This is a genomic window from Butyrivibrio sp. Su6 (assembly GCF_900108105.1).
Taxonomy (GTDB): Bacteria; Bacillota; Clostridia; order Lachnospirales; family Lachnospiraceae; genus Butyrivibrio.
In genome coordinates this window covers 98,650-115,578 of sequence record NZ_FNUR01000005.1, presented here as the reverse complement: position 1 = coordinate 115,578, position 16,929 = coordinate 98,650, and the positions used below count along the sequence as shown (strand labels likewise).

Annotated in this window: 11 protein-coding genes; 10 read left to right on the top strand and 1 reads right to left on the bottom strand. The window is 39.5% G+C overall.

The features are described 5' to 3' along the window. The first annotated feature begins 38 nt into the window (after nt 1–38). From C4S54_RS07615 to glyA, 3 genes are all read left to right on the top strand, one after another. Nucleotides 39–749: a serine/threonine protein phosphatase gene (locus C4S54_RS07615; protein WP_103869072.1), complete on the top strand. Its 711-nt coding sequence runs from the start codon at nt 39–41 to the stop codon at nt 747–749. Nucleotides 750–828: 79 nt separating this feature from the next. After that, the gene (locus C4S54_RS07610; protein WP_103868994.1) at nt 829–2,817 is read left to right on the top strand and encodes a glycoside hydrolase family 31 protein; all 1,989 of its coding nucleotides are present in this window, start codon (nt 829–831) and stop codon (nt 2,815–2,817) included. Nucleotides 2,818–2,981: 164 nt separating this feature from the next. Next, entirely contained in the window at nt 2,982–4,220 is a 1,239-nt protein-coding gene (gene glyA, locus C4S54_RS07605; protein ID WP_103868993.1) for a serine hydroxymethyltransferase, read from the top strand. A 41-nt stretch (nt 4,221–4,261) separates the two neighbouring features. On the opposite strand, the gene C4S54_RS07600 is transcribed toward glyA, so the two are convergent. Then, nucleotides 4,262–5,218: a diacylglycerol/lipid kinase family protein gene (locus C4S54_RS07600; protein ID WP_103868992.1), complete on the bottom strand. Its 957-nt coding sequence runs from the start codon at nt 5,216–5,218 to the stop codon at nt 4,262–4,264. Nucleotides 5,219–6,078: 860 nt separating this feature from the next. On the opposite strand from C4S54_RS07600, the gene C4S54_RS07595 reads away from it, so the two are divergent. Genes C4S54_RS07595 through C4S54_RS07565 form a run of 7 tightly spaced genes read left to right on the top strand, consistent with a single transcriptional unit; the run spans nt 6,079 to nt 16,912 of the window. Next, entirely contained in the window at nt 6,079–7,368 is a 1,290-nt protein-coding gene (locus tag C4S54_RS07595) for a glycoside hydrolase family 3 N-terminal domain-containing protein (RefSeq protein ID WP_103868991.1), read from the top strand. 47 nt (nt 7,369–7,415) lie between these two features. Further along, a complete protein-coding gene (locus tag C4S54_RS07590; protein ID WP_103868990.1) occupies nt 7,416–9,521 on the top strand; it encodes an NAD-dependent epimerase/dehydratase family protein in 2,106 nt (701 codons plus the stop codon). Then, a complete protein-coding gene (locus tag C4S54_RS07585) occupies nt 9,518–10,411 on the top strand; it encodes a hypothetical protein (protein WP_103868989.1) in 894 nt (297 codons plus the stop codon). Before C4S54_RS07590 ends, C4S54_RS07585 begins: the two co-directional genes overlap by 4 nt. Further along, the gene (locus C4S54_RS07580) at nt 10,408–12,231 is read left to right on the top strand and encodes a DUF2194 domain-containing protein (protein WP_103868988.1); all 1,824 of its coding nucleotides are present in this window, start codon (nt 10,408–10,410) and stop codon (nt 12,229–12,231) included. The genes C4S54_RS07585 and C4S54_RS07580 overlap by 4 nt, the downstream gene beginning before the upstream one ends. Nucleotides 12,232–12,234: 3 nt before the next feature. After that, nucleotides 12,235–13,650, top strand: a complete 1,416-nt coding sequence (gene pelF / locus C4S54_RS07575; protein ID WP_103868987.1) for a GT4 family glycosyltransferase PelF — start codon at nt 12,235–12,237, stop codon at nt 13,648–13,650. Then, nucleotides 13,651–15,102 (top strand): exopolysaccharide Pel transporter PelG, encoded by a 1,452-nt coding sequence (pelG, locus tag C4S54_RS07570; RefSeq protein WP_103868986.1) that lies wholly within the window; start codon nt 13,651–13,653, stop codon nt 15,100–15,102. Between the two features lie 13 nt (nt 15,103–15,115). Next, nucleotides 15,116–16,912 (top strand): CotH kinase family protein, encoded by a 1,797-nt coding sequence (locus C4S54_RS07565; protein ID WP_242973762.1) that lies wholly within the window; start codon nt 15,116–15,118, stop codon nt 16,910–16,912. Nucleotides 16,913–16,929: the final 17 nt, after the last annotated feature.

Sequence of the window (16,929 nt, the reverse complement as noted above, 5' to 3'; positions counted from 1 at the left end):
ATATGTGTTCTTTCTAAATTGAGGAGTTTATGAAAAACATGAAAGTAAAAATTGAAGAGTGGATAGGAAGGCCACTAAACAGGGACTATTGGCATGATATGCTAAAGCTTTCAACACCTATTTTAGTGTATGGACCTATTTATCTGATGTGGTTTATCTGGATCGAGAATCACAGATTTTCACATTATGCAGTTATCCATACTGTTATCGATGATATGATCCCTTTTGTAGAAGCCTTTGTTATTCCGTATTATATGTGGTTTTTATATGTTTCACTTACGCTTTTGTTTTTTATGTTTTCCTGCGATGTAGAGGATTATTACAAAAACTTCGCGTTTTTAGCAACAGGTATGACAATTTTTCTCATTATCTCGACTTTGTTTCCAAACATGCATCAGCTAAGACCTGCTGTTATGCCAAGAGATAATGTATTTACTCATTTGGTAGCGATTATTTATAAAAGTGATACAGCTGCAAATTTATGGCCAAGTATTCATGTATATAATTCAATTGGATCCATGATAGCTATTCATCGCAGCAGACGCTTTAATAAAACAGGTAAGATAGTAAGTGATATCATAGGAACATTGATCATTCTTTCTACACTGTTTATTAAGCAGCATTCCATGTATGATGTGATCACAGCATTTATCATGGCGATCATTCTTTATCTTGTTGTGTATCATACTTCCATCTTGGAGGCTTTCTGCAAGAGAAGAGAGAAAGAGCTGGCTGTACGTTATAATTAAAAATATGACCTCAATTTCCAAAAGTATTGGTAATTGAGGTCTTTTTTAAAACTATATATATGTGTTAGGGGAGGCAGCAATGGTTTTTACTGATGAAAATGGGGCATTAGTAGCAAAAAGACAGGGTGAGACCCTTAGGATCGAAGGATGGGGAGAAGATTCGCTCAGGGTCAGAAGTACGATGTATCCGGATTTTACGGGGAATAACTGGGCTCTTGAAAAGAAAAGTGCCAGGCCTGAAGTTGTTATTTCTCAAAGGGAAGATGGACCTTTTGCAACTATCACTAATGGGCGCATTAAGGCAACTGTCAATTTTGCAGGAGTTATTTCTTTTTACAAGGATGATTCTATGATCCTTAGGGAGTATTTTAGATGCTATGGCGGCACAGAGTCCAAGGAGTCGAGGTGTCTGAAATATATTAACCGTGATTACAAGCCACATGTAGGTGGTGATTACAAGATAACTGTTAAGTTTGAGAGTAATGACGGGGAAAAAATCTTTGGTATGGGTCAGTACCAGCATCCATATAGCAATTTAAAGGGCTGTATTCTTGATCTTGAACAGCGCAATTCCCAGGTATCGATTCCTTTTGAGGTATCAAGTCTGGGATATGGATTTTTATGGAATAATCCTGCTGTTGGAAGAGCAACATTTGGCATGAATTATACTGAATGGGTTGCAGAGGCATCAAAGGAGATGGACTATTGGATCACTGTGTCTGATACTCCTAAAGGTCTTTTGGAAAACTATACAGCTGTAACCGGAAGAACTCCACAAATGCCGGAGGATCTGATGGGGCTTTGGCAGTGTAAATTAAGGTATCGCACCCAGCAGGAAGTTCTTGAAGTTGCCCATAAGTGTAAGAATGAGGGAATACCTATCGACTGTATTGTTATCGACTTTTTTCACTGGACTGTTCAGGGAGACTGGAAATTTGATGAGACCTATTGGCCTGATCCAAAAGCCATGGTAGATGAGCTTCACAGCATGGGAATAAAAGTGGTTGTTTCTGTATGGCCTAGTGTTGATAAGAGAAGCGAACATTTCTATGAGATGCTTGAGAAAGGTCTTTTGGTAAAAAATGAGCGCGGCGGTCTTCAAAATTATGATTATCAGGGCGACTGCACTATTCTCGATGCGACTAATCCTCAGACACGAGAATATGTATGGAATATCTGCAAAAAGAATTATTATGACCTTGGAATAGATATGTTTTGGCTTGATAATTCGGAACCGGACCTTGTTAAGTATGATTTTGACATGCTTAGGTATTACCTTGGACCGGGACTTGAAGTCAGCAATATCTATCCCCAGTATTATAGCAGACTCTTTTACGAGAACATGAAAAAAGAGACTGATAAACCCGTGGTAAATCTTTTAAGATCTGCCTGGGCAGGAAGCCAGAAATATGGAAATGTAGTGTGGTCAGGTGATGTGCCAAGTACCTTTGAATCCCTTAAGGATCAGATTGCAGCGGGGCTTAATATGGGGCTTAGCGGAATTTCCTGGTGGACTACAGATATTGGCGGTTTTATGACTGATGATGTAAATGCCCCTGACTTTAAGCAGCTTCTTGTAAGATGGTTTGAATTTGCAGTATTTTCTCCGGTACTCAGAATGCATGGTGACAGAGGCCCTTATGATATTGAACCTCTTGATAACAGAGATTTTGGAGGAGGCTACCTTCACACAGGCCAGCCTAATGAGCTTTGGAGCTATGGGGAGGAAGTCTATGAGATCCTAAAGAAGCAGCTGCAGCTTCGTATTGAGCTAAAGCCTTATATCAAGAGCCTGTTTGAGGAAAGCAGCGAAAATGGTTCTCCCCTTTTGAGAACTCTTTTCTATGAGTTTCCTGAAGATGAAAAGTGCTGGGAAACTTTTGATGAATACATGTTTGGCAGTTCATACCTTGTTGCACCCGTCACTGACTTTAACTGTTTTGAGAGAAAGGTATATCTTCCCGAGGGCAAGTGGAAGGATATCCGCGATGAAAAAGTTTATGAGGGCGGACAGATAATAACAGCAAAGGCGCCACTGGAATCAATTCCTGTTTTTAGTAAAATCTGAAATTGAATTTAAGAACAAAAACTCTCTGTATGCAGTTTAAAATAGCATATTGGGAGTTTTTTGTTTAGAAAAACACCTAGATTTTTTAGGGGTTATATGTTACGATATGCCATGTGTGTAACTTTAACACATTAAATTGTAAAAATGTTTAGGAGGAGCGAAAAATGTATTCACTGGAAGAAGTCAGGAAAGTGGACCCGGAGATTGCATCTCTCATCGAAAAAGAGGTTGCAAGACAGAATGATCACATCGAACTTATTGCGTCAGAAAACTGGACAAGCAAAGCTGTTATGGCAGCTATGGGTAGTCCATTAACTAACAAATATGCAGAGGGACTTCCCGGGAAAAGATACTATGGTGGATGTTTTGTAGTCGATGAAGTTGAAAAGCTTGCAATTGAGAGAGCAAAAGAACTTTTTGGCTGTGACTATGCAAACGTTCAGCCTCATTCAGGCGCACAGGCAAACCTCGCTGTTCAGTTTGCTCTGCTTCAGCCCGGAGATACCATTATGGGTATGAACCTCAATCAGGGCGGACATCTTACACATGGAAGTCCGGCTAATATTTCGGGAACATACTTCAATGTAGTTCCTTATGGCGTTGATGAAAACGGCTTCCTTGACTACGACCAGATGTACAAACTTGCTGTAGAGCATAAACCTAAACTTATCATTGCCGGTGCATCAGCATACTGCAGAACAATTGACTTTAAGAAGTTCAGAGAAGCTGCTGATGCATGTGGAGCAATACTTATGGTAGATATGGCGCATATCGCAGGACTTGTTGCTGCAGGAGTTCATCCAAGCCCATTCCCATATGCAGATGTTGTAACTACAACAACTCATAAGACACTCCGTGGACCAAGAGGCGGACTTATTCTTTGGAATCAGTCAGCTCAGGATAAGTTTAAGATCAACAAGGCTGTATTCCCTGGAATTCAGGGCGGCCCGCTTGAACACGTTATTGCAGCTAAGGCTGTATGCTTTAAAGAAGCTCTTTCTCCTGAATTTAAGAAATATGCAACAGATGTAGTAGAAAACTGCAAAGCCCTTTGCGATGGACTTATGCAGAGAGGAATCAAGATTGTTTCAGGTGGAACAGATAATCATCTTATGCTTGTTGACCTGACAAACTTTGGCCTTACAGGAAAAGAAGTTGAGGCTTGGCTTGATGATGCTCATATCACAGCTAATAAGAATACTATTCCTAATGAGCAGCAGTCACCATTTGTAACTAGTGGTATCCGTCTTGGAACAGCAGCTGTTACAACAAGAGGAATGAACAAAGAGGATATGGATCAGATTGCTGAAGCTATATCAATTGTTATTAAGAATAAGGGCGAAAAAAATGATGAAGCAAGAGCTATCATAAAGAGCCTTACAGACAAGTATCCACTTGACTGATAATAAAAAGCTTTGGACTTATAATAAAGTCCAAAGCTTTTTTAGCACATGAGCTGGAGTTTTTTCTGTAAGCATTCCAGTGTAATGTTGTCAGATTTTACTGAAACTTCACCATCGGTGTGGACCAACATGGGGAGCAGAGGTTTGATGGTGACTTTTTTAACTGTATGATGTCCGATTCCTTTTATCCAATAGTAGTTGCCAAAGAATGAGAAGGGAAGGGCAAACATCATTCGTAGTGGTGGCATGTCGCCTGCATAAACCAGATCGAACTTGCCGTCGGTTAAGTCTGCCTTTGGAGCGAAATTAAAGCCTCCGCCTTCATAGTGATGGATCATGGCAGCAATGAAAATAAAACGCTTTAAATGTATAACTTCACCGTTATCAAGCTCAATGTCACATGGTATTTTATCTGCCTTTAGAAGCTGCCTGACAGCTATAAGACCGTAAGTGAGCTTTCCAAGACCAATTCTGTTTAGAAAGTTCTTTGTACCTGATGAGAGAGCTTCTTCACAAACCGCAGCATCAAATCCGATTCCGGAACTTACGTCAAATATTCTTGTTTTTGAGATTTCTTTTTCATGCAGCCTGGACATTGGAGCTGTCATAGAATTATAAGTCAGCTTTCCAAGATCAAGCTTTCGTAGAACTTTTCCCTCAAGGATGGCATCCAAAAGAGTATCTATATTCTGGGGATAGGAGAGATCTCTTGCAAAATCATTGGATGAACCAATTGGAATGTAGCCGACTATAGTTTTGTCAAAGTCGGTGATACCATTCATTACTTCGTTAAGAGTACCGTCTCCGCCAAGGACAACTATTTTTGTATTGCTGTTTGAAGATGTTATGCTTTTAGCAAGGGCTGTCGCGTCACCTGGGCCTTTGGTCATATGAGCTGTGTAATCAATTCCTTTTTCGTGGAACTTAAGTTCTAACTTTTTCCAGATATCCTTTCCTTTTCCTGAGCGTGCTGATGGGTTCACAATGCAGTGGTACATGTCACATCTTCCTTCGTGTATTATTGGGCTATATAAAGAAGCCCTTTTATTATCATAATTATTTTATCTGATTATGTACAGAGACTTGATCCAATAATCATAAAATTCAGAGAATAATACAGATGTTTGGGTGCTTTGATATGAAAGTGTATGAGAATTGATCACTATGGAATAACACAATATATAGGCATCTTTTTGTAAGGTGAAGTAATATACAGAATTGTGCATAATGAATATACAATTAGAATAATATGCAGAATATTCAACAATAACACGCAAGATGTCAAAATAAATAAAAGAAATTAATAAAATGTGTTGACAAATCAGACGGATATAAATATAATAAAACCATCAAGTAAGAGTTACAAAAATACTTCTCCAATCAATATATAGTGAGATCGTAAATTGGAGAAAGAAAGGGAGGTACGGTCCAAAGGGATAGTTAATTAAAATATTCAGAGAAAGGATGGTACGGTCCACCAGCATACTAAGTTTTGTTTTATAAAAAAGTTTTAAGTTCGAAGTTCAAAGAAGTATCAGAATTACAGCAATTCAAGTACATGAGAAGTGGTTAGGGCATATTTAAATCTTGCAACCACAGCATATGAATGCAAATGTAAATGGAACGATGAGCTGAGAATCGGAGGAAAAGTCCATTGGACGCAGAAAATTTCAATTTAGATGATGAGTACTCGGTATAAGGGCAGAAGCAGGTAATACGATGAAGCTTCTGCCCTTGATTTTTATTTATCTGAATTTTTTGTGAATAGTGTGGAAAGTGAACGGATTGGTTCTTCATTGGGTACACAAATTATGATAAAATAAGGGATAGAAAAAGTTTTGGATTTAATGGGGATTTTATGAGTAGATTGGAAGAACAGGATTTTGATGAGAAGCGAATGGCTCGCAGGAACAAAAGAAAAAGGAGCCAGCTCATTGCATATATATCACTGGCAGTTGTAGTTATACTGATTGTTTTAGCTATTGTTTTTGGAGTTATTTTTATAAAGAGCTTATTAGGCGGAGGGAAAACGTCTGATCCTTCAGAAGAAGGCGATGAAGCTGCAACTTTGGAGAGCAGTCAGGAGATAGTCATAGAAACTCCGGAAGCTATTAGCGAACCTCAGGAAATGTCTGAAGAGGACATAATGGATGAGGTTGTATCAGATGTGATAGAGACAATGCCTATTGAGGATAAAGTGGCAGGCCTTTTTATAGTTACACCTGAACAGCTTACAGGTGTTGCTACTGCAGTCAAGGCAGGAAGCGGAACACAGGATGCTCTTTCACAATATGCTGTAGGCGGAATAGTTTACTCCGCCAAAAACATCAAGTCAGAGGATCAGATAACTGAGATGCTTTCAACCACAACTTCCATGAGTAAGTATCCACTCTTCACTATGGTAAGCGAGTGGGGAAAGGGAGCTATCAGCTCATCAATCGGTATTGATGGAATAGTGGATTATACAGATGCAGAGGCTGCTTCAGAAAATGGGGCAACAGTTGCAGCTTCTATGTATAAATATGGTTTTAATTTTGATCTTTCACCGAATATGGATATTACAGAAAATGGAGTATTTGGCACTGATGCTGATACTGTCAAAACCGTGACAGCATCACTGTCACAGGCACTTAGAAGTGAGGGAATATGGTCTTGTGCATATTCTTTTCCTAAACAGGGGAATACTTCTGATAAGATGGAACAGATTGATGACTCCACTGAAATGCTTGCAACGGGGGAATATTCATTATTTAAAAATGTTATAGATGATGGAAATGTCACAGCGATTATGATTTCAAATGCATCATTCCCGAATGTGGTTGGAGATAATACTCCGGCTTCGCTTTCATCAGTGATCATAGAAGATGAACTGAGGGGAGTGCTTGGGTTTGATGGCATAGTAATAACAGGTGCTCTGGATGATGGGGCCATTACAGAGTACTACACTTCAGATCAGGCTGCAGTCATGGCAATAAAGGCCGGAGCAGATATGATCTACCTTCCTGAAGATTTTGAGACAGCTTACAATGGACTTTTAGAAGCTGTCAATAATGGGGAAATATCTGAGGAAAGGATTACAGAATCTCTTAGCAGGATATACAGAATTAAGTATGCTGACAGGGTGGAGGAGATAACTAAGGAAAACTAAGGCGAATGTATGTGGGGAAGAAAAGTATTTAGGGAGAATAAACCGTAATGGATACCCTTGTAGTAGGTAGTAATGGTTATTTTTCGAAGGAATCCCTCGAAACTGCATTTGGAACAGACAATATAATACTTTGCGGACCAAAGCTTGAAAGCCAAAAAGAAGGTAATATCAGGTGGTTTAAAAAGTCTATCATGGGTGATGACTTTAAAACTTTGTTCTTTACCTACGGCTTCGAGCGGGTTGTATTTGTGTCGCATTTTATAAATAAGGACAGCTACGAAGTAGGTGAGATTGAGCAGCTTCGTAATGTCCTTTCACTTTGCAGAAAGACAAAAGTAAAACAATTTGTTTATGTGACATCTGATGAGGCGCTGCTTGATGTGGAAAACAGTGACTCTCTCATATACAGTTCTGTGGAATCTATCTGCAGATATTACGCTGAACAATACCAGATTTCAGTAAGAATAATATATTCTCCTCACCTGATAAGCGGGCACTATAAAGATGATTTTTGGTGCCGTATTTTTGATGCTCTTGAAAAAGGCATAATGGTTGATATAAAAGCCAGAGGCGATGAGATTGCAGACTTTTTATCTATTGATGATCTTGCTGCATTTTTGGAAAGGCTTTTTGACGGATGGGAAGAGGATGAGTATGGCTATGGATCCTATGAGACTATCTATTTGAGAAGTGGTGCAAAAACCACTTACGAAGAGGCTTTTTCTATTATCAGGAAGTTTTACCCAAAGGCAAAAGTATCTTTTACCGGATCATCTATAAAAGGACGTCACGATTACGGACAGGATGTGGCCAGGGAGTTCTATGGATGGTTTGCCAAAAAAGATGCTGTAGCTGAAATTGATGAGTATATCAGGCAATATCGCGACTTATATCATGAAAAAAGAAAAATATCAGATGTTATAAGGGAAAAGTTCAGGATAAACGGAAAGATAATGATGGTGCTTGAACTGATCCTTGGAGCACTTTTTGTGGAGGCTTACAATTATTATTCCGGCGGCAGCGTGCAGTTTAGGATGATCGATGTAAGACTTATATTTGTTGTACTTATGTCCTCTGTATATGGCACCCACATTGGCGCGATAACTGCTTTTATTGAGATTGCATCGCTGGTGTTTGCATACTACAGACAGGGTACCAACGGAATGCTGTTGTTCTATGATCCAAGCAACTGGATTCCTTTCATTCTTCTTTTGGTGACGGCAGCTGTCTGTGGATATATCAAGCAGAGAAAAGATGAGGACATTGCTTTTATAACAGATGAGAACAGGCTTGTAAAAGAGGAAAAGGATTTCGTTAACAGGCTCTATGAAGAAGCCATGGAATACAAAAATCAGTACAAGCAGGACCTTATTGGCAGCAGAGACGGTTTTGGGCGAATCTTTGATGTGGTTCAAAAGCTTAGTACCACAGTGCCTGAAGAAATCTTTGCAGAATCTATTCCTGTTATGGAAGATGTACTTGATAACAGGACAATTGCAATTTATACGATAAATGACAGCAATGCAAGGTTTGCAAGACTAAGCGTAGCATCTGAACAGATAAGTTCTACTCTTAAAAAGTCAATAAATCTTGATGACTACAGACCGGTTATAGATGAAGTTTCAAAAGGAGAGATCTGGTTTAACAGAGATGTTAAAGAGGGCTTTCCAACTTATGTTGCAGGAATAAAATCTGAAGGTACCTTAAGTGTTTTGATAATGATCTACCACGTAGAATATATTCAGATCAGTACGTATTATACGAACCTTATCAGAATTTTAAGCGGACTCATGGAGAACTTCATTATCAAGGCATGGGAATATCAGAAAGCAGTTGCTGATAAAACATATGTTGAGGGAACCCAGATCACGCAACATGAGTATTTTGTGCAGCAGTTCAATATTCAGAAAGAAATGGCTGATAATAAGCTTACTGACTTTAGGCTCTTTAGAATTATGCGAGAGAACAGGACTCTTACGGAAATTGATGAAATGCTTCAGACCAAGATTCGTAACAACGATATTGTGGGACTTGGCAGTGATAACAATATATATCTTTTGGCATCGCAGGTGGACGACAGCAGTGAAGCTATTGTATTAAAGAGATTTCAGAATATGGGGCTTAAGTGTGATGTAGTGGAGAGCGTAGGATGATAGTGTACATTTTTCTGCTCATACATTTTGTATTATGCCTTGCTGTATTTGTACTAATGAAGCTTGGCGTATTAAAAGTTGATGGTCTCATGATGATCATTGTGGTATGCATTCCGCTTTGGGGTGCTCTTTGTGCTGTAATAATCACTGTCATGATAAAGCTTGGAAAAGATGGCAATAAAAATGGTGACCTGGAGCTTATGAGAAGTAATCTTATAGATCAGTCTCTTTTGCCAAGGCAGGCAGAAGAGGCTAATAATATCGTGCCCCTTGAAGATGCTCTTATCATGAATGATCCAACGGTTAGACGATCAGTTATGATGGACGTTCTTATGACAGACGTTAAAAAATATATTCCTGTAATCAATCAGGCCAGGATGAATGATGATGTGGAAGTTGTTCATTATGCCACAACAGCCATGGTTGAACTTTCAAAAGAATATGAGCTAAAGCTTCAGGAATACAGCAGTGAGTATGCCACAAACCCCGGAAGGGAAGGACTTCTTGATGATTACATTTCTTTTATAGCGCAATATATATCAAGTGGTATGGTTCAGGGACAGCTCCTTGAAATACAGCGTAATACCTACCACCAGCTGCTGATATCCAAGCTTGCCATTAACCCCAATATCGATGATTATGAGAGACTTGTTAAGAGTCTTTTGGATTCAAAGCTCTATATCAGGGCTGACGTGGCTCTTTCTACTATGGAACATAACTGGCCTTATGATGAGAGAAACTGGCTCTTGCGCTTTAGGTATTATTACGAGACAGGTGCCAGCACTAAGCTAAAAGAAATGATAGCAGAGACAGCAAAAAGCGGTAATTATTACTCAAGAGATATAAGAGAAATAGTTAAGATGTGGGAGAAAGAGGAGATGGAAGCATGAAGAAAAAACGCTTTAATGTTTTGACAAATGTGGCCATCGGCTTTTTCGCCATGTTTTTGCTTCTTCTTATAGAGAGAGTCGGAATCCTTTATAAAGGAAGCAATGAAAGTGTAACTCTTTTGCCAACTGATAATGTTGTGCACATGAAGGAATTGCCCAGGGAAAAGAAATGTCTTTTGATAATAAACAAAGATGATGCCACAAGTAAACTGATCTATCCTCAATATGTTCAGATACTTACAGATATGAGGGTGGGTTTTGATACTATCGATATTTCGGAAGTAAAAATAAATAAGTGGCAATTATCGGGAAATGGCACAAACTATGAAACTGTCGTCATAGCGACAAGTGATTATTCTGCTATAGGAGAGGATATTCTTGTACTGACAGATTGGGTTAAGGAAGGCGGAAGGCTGCTTGTTGGTGTTACACCTGTAAGATCGGAAATCTTCGATATCATAGGCCCAAAACTTGGAATTGTTGAAATGGGAGATGAGCTTTCGGTTGTAAACGACTTTATCTCTGATGAAGATTATATGCTTGGGGCGGGAAAGACATACTATGTAGACGATGCATATGAGTCATCCTTAGTGGTGCAGCTTGATTCATCCGCCGCCGTTTATGCGCATACATCGGACAATACACCTCTTGTATGGAGCTACAAATACGGCGCTGGAAAGTTCGTTGTATGTAACTTCAGCTACGTTTCCAAAGCTTACAGAGGTATCTATTCAAGTGCCTATACTCTTTTAGAGGATGTCTTTGTCTATCCTGTTATAAATGCTTCTACATTCTACCTTGATGATTTTCCATCACCAACTCCGGCCGGTGATGGTGAATACATAAAAAGAGATTATGGAATGGGAATTGCCCAGTTTTACTCAGCTGTGTGGTGGCCCAAGGTACTTGCTCTTGGAGATAAGCACAATATTCCATATACAGGGCTTATTATTGAAACCTATGAAGATGATACCGGCGAAGAACTTCCTACCAACAAGAGCACTGCGGATTATTACTACTACGGAAACATGCTTTTAAACAAAGGAGGAGAAGTTGGTTATCATGGCTACAATCACCAGCCTTTGTGCGGCCCTGACTATGTTTATGAAGATGACATAGGATATAAGGTCTGGGAGAGCTATACAGCAATGTACAACTCCCTCGATGAACTTACAAAGTTCTCTACCGGAGTTTTTCCGGGGACTGAGCTTTCAGTATATGTTCCACCTTCAGATGTTTTATCACCTGAGGGAAGGCAGCTTATTGGCGATGAATTTCCGGGTATCAAGACTATAGCAAGTATATATTTTGAAGGCCCCGATGCTTATTCGCAGGAATATGAGGTTTCTGAGGACGGAATTGTTGAGACTCCTAGAATTGTGTCCAGCTGTATCATTGATGATTACATGAAACTGGCAGCTTTTTCTGAACTTAACTTCCATTTTGTTACTTCGCACTTTATGCATCCTGATGATCTTTTGGATGAAGACCGTGGAGCGGCTATAGGCTGGAAGCAGCTAAGTCAAAATCTTGATGACTATATGACATGGATAGATGAATCTGCTCCTGATATTAGACATCTTACAGGCTCAGGAATGGCCGGAGCAGTTCAGCGCTTTGTAAATGTTATCCCAAAGACACAGGTCGAGGACAAAAAAGTTATCATCACAACAAAAGGACTTATAGATGATGTTTATTATCTTATAAGAGTGCCGGAAGGCGGGCTTATAAGTGCAGATGGCGGGAAACTAAAAAAGTTAAACGGGACATTGTATCTTCTTGATGCATATGAAGATACTGTTACTATAACAAGGGAATAGTATATGAGAATTTGTCTTATTTTGGAGGGAAGTTATCCCTACACATATGGAGGAGTTTCATCCTGGATGCATGGCTACATCCAGGCACTTCCCGAGCACACTTTTATCCTGTGGGTAATTGGTGCTCATTCCAGAGATAAAGGCAGATATAAATATGAGTTGCCACCTAATGTTGCTGAGGTTCACGAAGTTTTTCTTGATGATGCATTAAAGGTCAGAGCAGGTAAAAAAGACAGATTCAAGCTTTCCGAGGCTGAAAAAGAAGCTGTTGAAAAACTTATAGACTGCGAGAGCCCGGACTGGAACATTCTTTTTAATATGTACCAGGACAGACATTACAATCCGGCAAGCTTTCTTATGAGTGAGGAATTTTTGGAAGTTTTGACAAGGCTTTGCAAGGAAAAATATCCATATGTGGCTTTTGCTGAAACTTTCCACACCATAAGGTCGATGCTGCTTCCTGTGCTGTATCTTCTTGGAAGTAAGGTCCCAAAGGCAGATGTCTACCATACGATTTGTACGGGGTATGGCGGCCTTTTGGCATCTCTTGGCAACTATAAGACAGGAAAGCCCATAATTCTTTCTGAGCATGGAATCTACTCAAGAGAAAGAGAAGAAGAGATAATTAGAGCCCAGTGGGTTATTCCGGACTTTAAGAGGCAGTGGATCAAGTTCTTTTACATGCTTTCAGATGTTGTGTACAAGAGATCTACGTTTATTACATGCCTTTTTGAGAATGCCAATAAGATACAGGTTGACCTTGGCGCAGATCCTGAAAAGTGCAGAGTGATACCAAACGGTATAAGGTTCGAGAGATTTTGTAACATTCCCTATAAGGAAGATGACGGCTTTGTGGATATAGGAGCAGTAATAAGACTTGCCCAGATAAAAGATGTAAAGACTCTTATATATGCTTTTCATGAGCTGACAGGAATGCGAGATAATGTAAGGCTTCATATTCTTGGAGGAGTTGACGACGAGGAATATGCAGAGGAATGCTATCAGCTTGTTGAGAGTCTTGAACTGAAAGGCATTAAATTTGTAGGACAGGTCGATGTGGTGAAATACATGGAGAAACTGGATTTCACCATCCTTACTAGCATTTCTGAAGGGCAGCCTCTTTCGGTTCTTGAGTCCTTTGCAGCCGGAAGGCCTGTTGTCACTACGGATGTTGGATGCTGCCGCGAGCTTATAGAAGGTACAAGCGGAGACTTCTATGGAAGTGCAGGCTATGTTGCCCCTCCAATGCACAGAGAAGGTCTTGCCAAGGCTATGGACAGGCTATGCAGTGACAGGAAAAGACGAATTGAAATGGGACAAAACGGAAAGAAGAGAGTAGAAAAATATTTTCAGCATCCACAGATGATGTATAGATATAATAAGTTGTACAACCTGATCGAATATGGAGTTGATTTGTAAATGGCAGGAATAGGATTTGAGTTAAAAAAGCTCTTTAGAGCCACAGGTGTTTTATCCATGCTCAAGGCTTACGGCTACACGGGCATGGTTACAGCAGGTCCTATGCTGCTTGGGGTGCTGTTTCTTTTGAGTATTAACTATATAGGGAGAGTGGCAGGACTTCAAAAGCCGGAGCAGGACCTTTTAGTCTGCATGATCACCTATTGCCTTTTGGCATCCATGATGCTGAACAGTGTCTTTTCCATGGTAATGACCAGGTATATTGCGGATCTTTTGTATGAGGAAAAAGAAAAGGATGTTCTTCCGTCAATGGAAGGAATACTTGGATTTGAGATGCCCTTCGGCGGCATTTTGTGGGGCATATTTCTGGCAAATGCAGGTATTGATCTTATGCTGTGTATTTTGAATTTTATTTTGTTCATGGAGCTATTAGTGGCCTGGACGCAGATGAGTTATCTGACTGCAGTAAAAGATTATAAAGGAATCCTTTTGTCCTACGTTTATGCGATTATCTTTTCGGTGCTCACGGCTCTTTTTGGATGTGCTTTTCTTGGAGTGTCACTCCATATACTTATGCTCAGTGTAAGCGTTGGCTATGGAGTAATGATAGTCTATGACATGATACTTTTGTATGGATATTTTCCTAATTCTATGGAAAATCACTTTGCTTTTTTACCATGGTTTGACGAGTATAAAGACCTGATGCTTATTGGCTTTTTTACAAATATAGGTCTCTTTTCACACCTGGTCATAGCATGGATGAGCGATGTGGGAATAAAGATAAAAGGCCTTTATTATGGAGCACCACAGCACGATGTGGCTGCACTCTTTGCATTTATTACCATCCTTGTCACCACCATAAACTTTGTGGCATCGGTAGAAGTTAATTTTTATCCAAAGTACAGAAAATATTATGACCTGTTTAATGGAACGGGATCTATTGTTGAAATAGAACAGGCTGAAAACGAAATGCTCACAGTTTTAGAGCATGAGCTTGTCTATACTGCAAGAAGGCAGTTCTATGCGACGGCACTTATCCTCTCGGTAGGACTTGTGCTTTTGGAAAGACTTCCTTTGGGATTTGATTCACTTATGGAAGGATATTTCAGAGTCCTTAGCGTTGGGTACGGAGCTTATGCGGTTGGAAATGTTCTTATGCTTATCCTTATGTATTTTACAGATTATGAGGATGCAAGAAATTCAGCAATTTTATTTGGAATATCTTCAACTGTTTTAAGTGCTCTTTCTTTGATGCTTGAAGTAAAGTTTTATGGCTTTGCGTTTGCATTTAGCTGCATCATATACCTTGTTTTTACACTTAACAGACTAATGAGTTATACGACAAAGCTTCCATATCATATTCTGAGCACTCAGCCAATAGTGGCGGAAAGACGTTACGGCTTTGGATGTAAGCTTTATGCATTTATAAGCAGAAATTCAAAATCTGCATAAGAAAGGTCTTTTTATGAAGAAGAAAAAGAAAAAAAGTATAGGAATATTTTTTGCTTTTATCATCATTGCTGCGGCCATCGGAGGCAGTAATTTGTACAATCTTTATTATGGCAAAAACAGTCAGTCCGAAACTGAGACCAACACCATGCTTCAGGTAATTGATAATAAACAGGAGAATGATCCGGAAGATAGCATTCATATTCGTGATGTGGACTCTTTATATGAGGATGACGGGATGGATGTTGTTACAATGTATCTTACTGTCCGAACCGGCAATGCCACTGAAGGAACCAATCACACCTGGGATGAGATAAACAGTCATTCTGCCTATTACTATGATGAGCTTGGAATAGACAGATATAAGGTGGAAGCTCTTTTACAGGTTGGAAATGAAGAGGGGATTCCTGCCGGAAGTCTGGGCTTTGGAAAGACTGCTCCCAATGCAACAGTTCAGATCAGAGGGCAGACATCCAGCAGAAGCCAGCAAAAGAACTATAAGATTGAGCTAAAAGAAAATCAGGGGAACTGGAACGGACAGACCACAATTAATCTTAATAAGCATCAGACTGACGGACTCAGATTCAGAAACAAGCTGGGATTTGATCTTTTGAAAAATATAGATCAGCTCCCGAGCCTGAGAACTCAGTTTGTCCATTTATATGTCAATGATCTCACGGATGGATATGATGATGGATTTGAGGATTATGGTCTTTACACTCAAGTTGAGCAGCTTAATAAAACGGCTTTGAGAGCCCATGGACTTGACAGATATGGTCAGCTTTATAAGGTGAATTTTTTCGAATTTTACAGATACGAAGACGCCATAAAGCTTTCTACTGATGCGGGCTATAATGTTTCAAAGTTTGAAGAATATCTTGAAATAAAGGGAGATGATGATCATACAAAGCTCATTGATATGCTTGATGATCTGAATAACTATTCGCTTTCTATAGATGATGTTCTCGATGAGCATTTTGACAGGGAAAATCTTGCTTATTGGCTTGCGTTTAACATTCTTACAGGAAATGCTGATACACAGAGCAGAAATTGTTATCTTTATAGCCCTAAGAATGAAAAAGTATGGTATTTTATTAGTTGGGATTTAGATGGCCTTTTCAGAACAGATGAGAACGAAGTTCTTGGACGTACTGACTATGGCAGTTGGGAAACAGGTGTAAGTAACTACTGGGGCAATGTTCTTTTTAACAGGTGCCTTAAATCAGAAAGCTTTAGAGATGAGCTGGATGCTGCAATTGAGGATCTTAAGGCCAATGTTATAACCGGCAGCAGAATTGCTGAGATGGTTAATGAATATACGGCAGTTGCGGATAATTATATCTGGCAGCAGCCGGATGTTACATATGAGTCACTTACTCCTGATGAGTACAAAGAGATTGCAGATAAGCTTCCGAATCTGGTAGATGCTAATTATGAGAATTATAAAAAATCTCTTGAAAAGCCACTGCCTTTCTATACCGGCACTCCTGTGATCGAGGATGGAAAGCTGACTGTGAACTGGGATGCATCCTATGATTTCCAACAGGATGATCTGTCTTACAAGGCTTATATTTCAAGAAATCTTGATGGCAGCGATATCGTTGCTTCCTATGAGGGAATTTGGACTGAGTTTAGTTGCGATGCTCCTGAGCCCGGTGAATACTTCCTCAAAGTAAAAGCTTACGATGAGAATGGCAATTATCAGGACTGTTTTGATTACTATACATCTGAAGATATTGGTAAAGTTTACGGAACATTATGTTTTTATGTGAATGCAGATGGTACAATAGACAGGTATACTGTAGAAGAATGATATTTAATAAGTGAAGC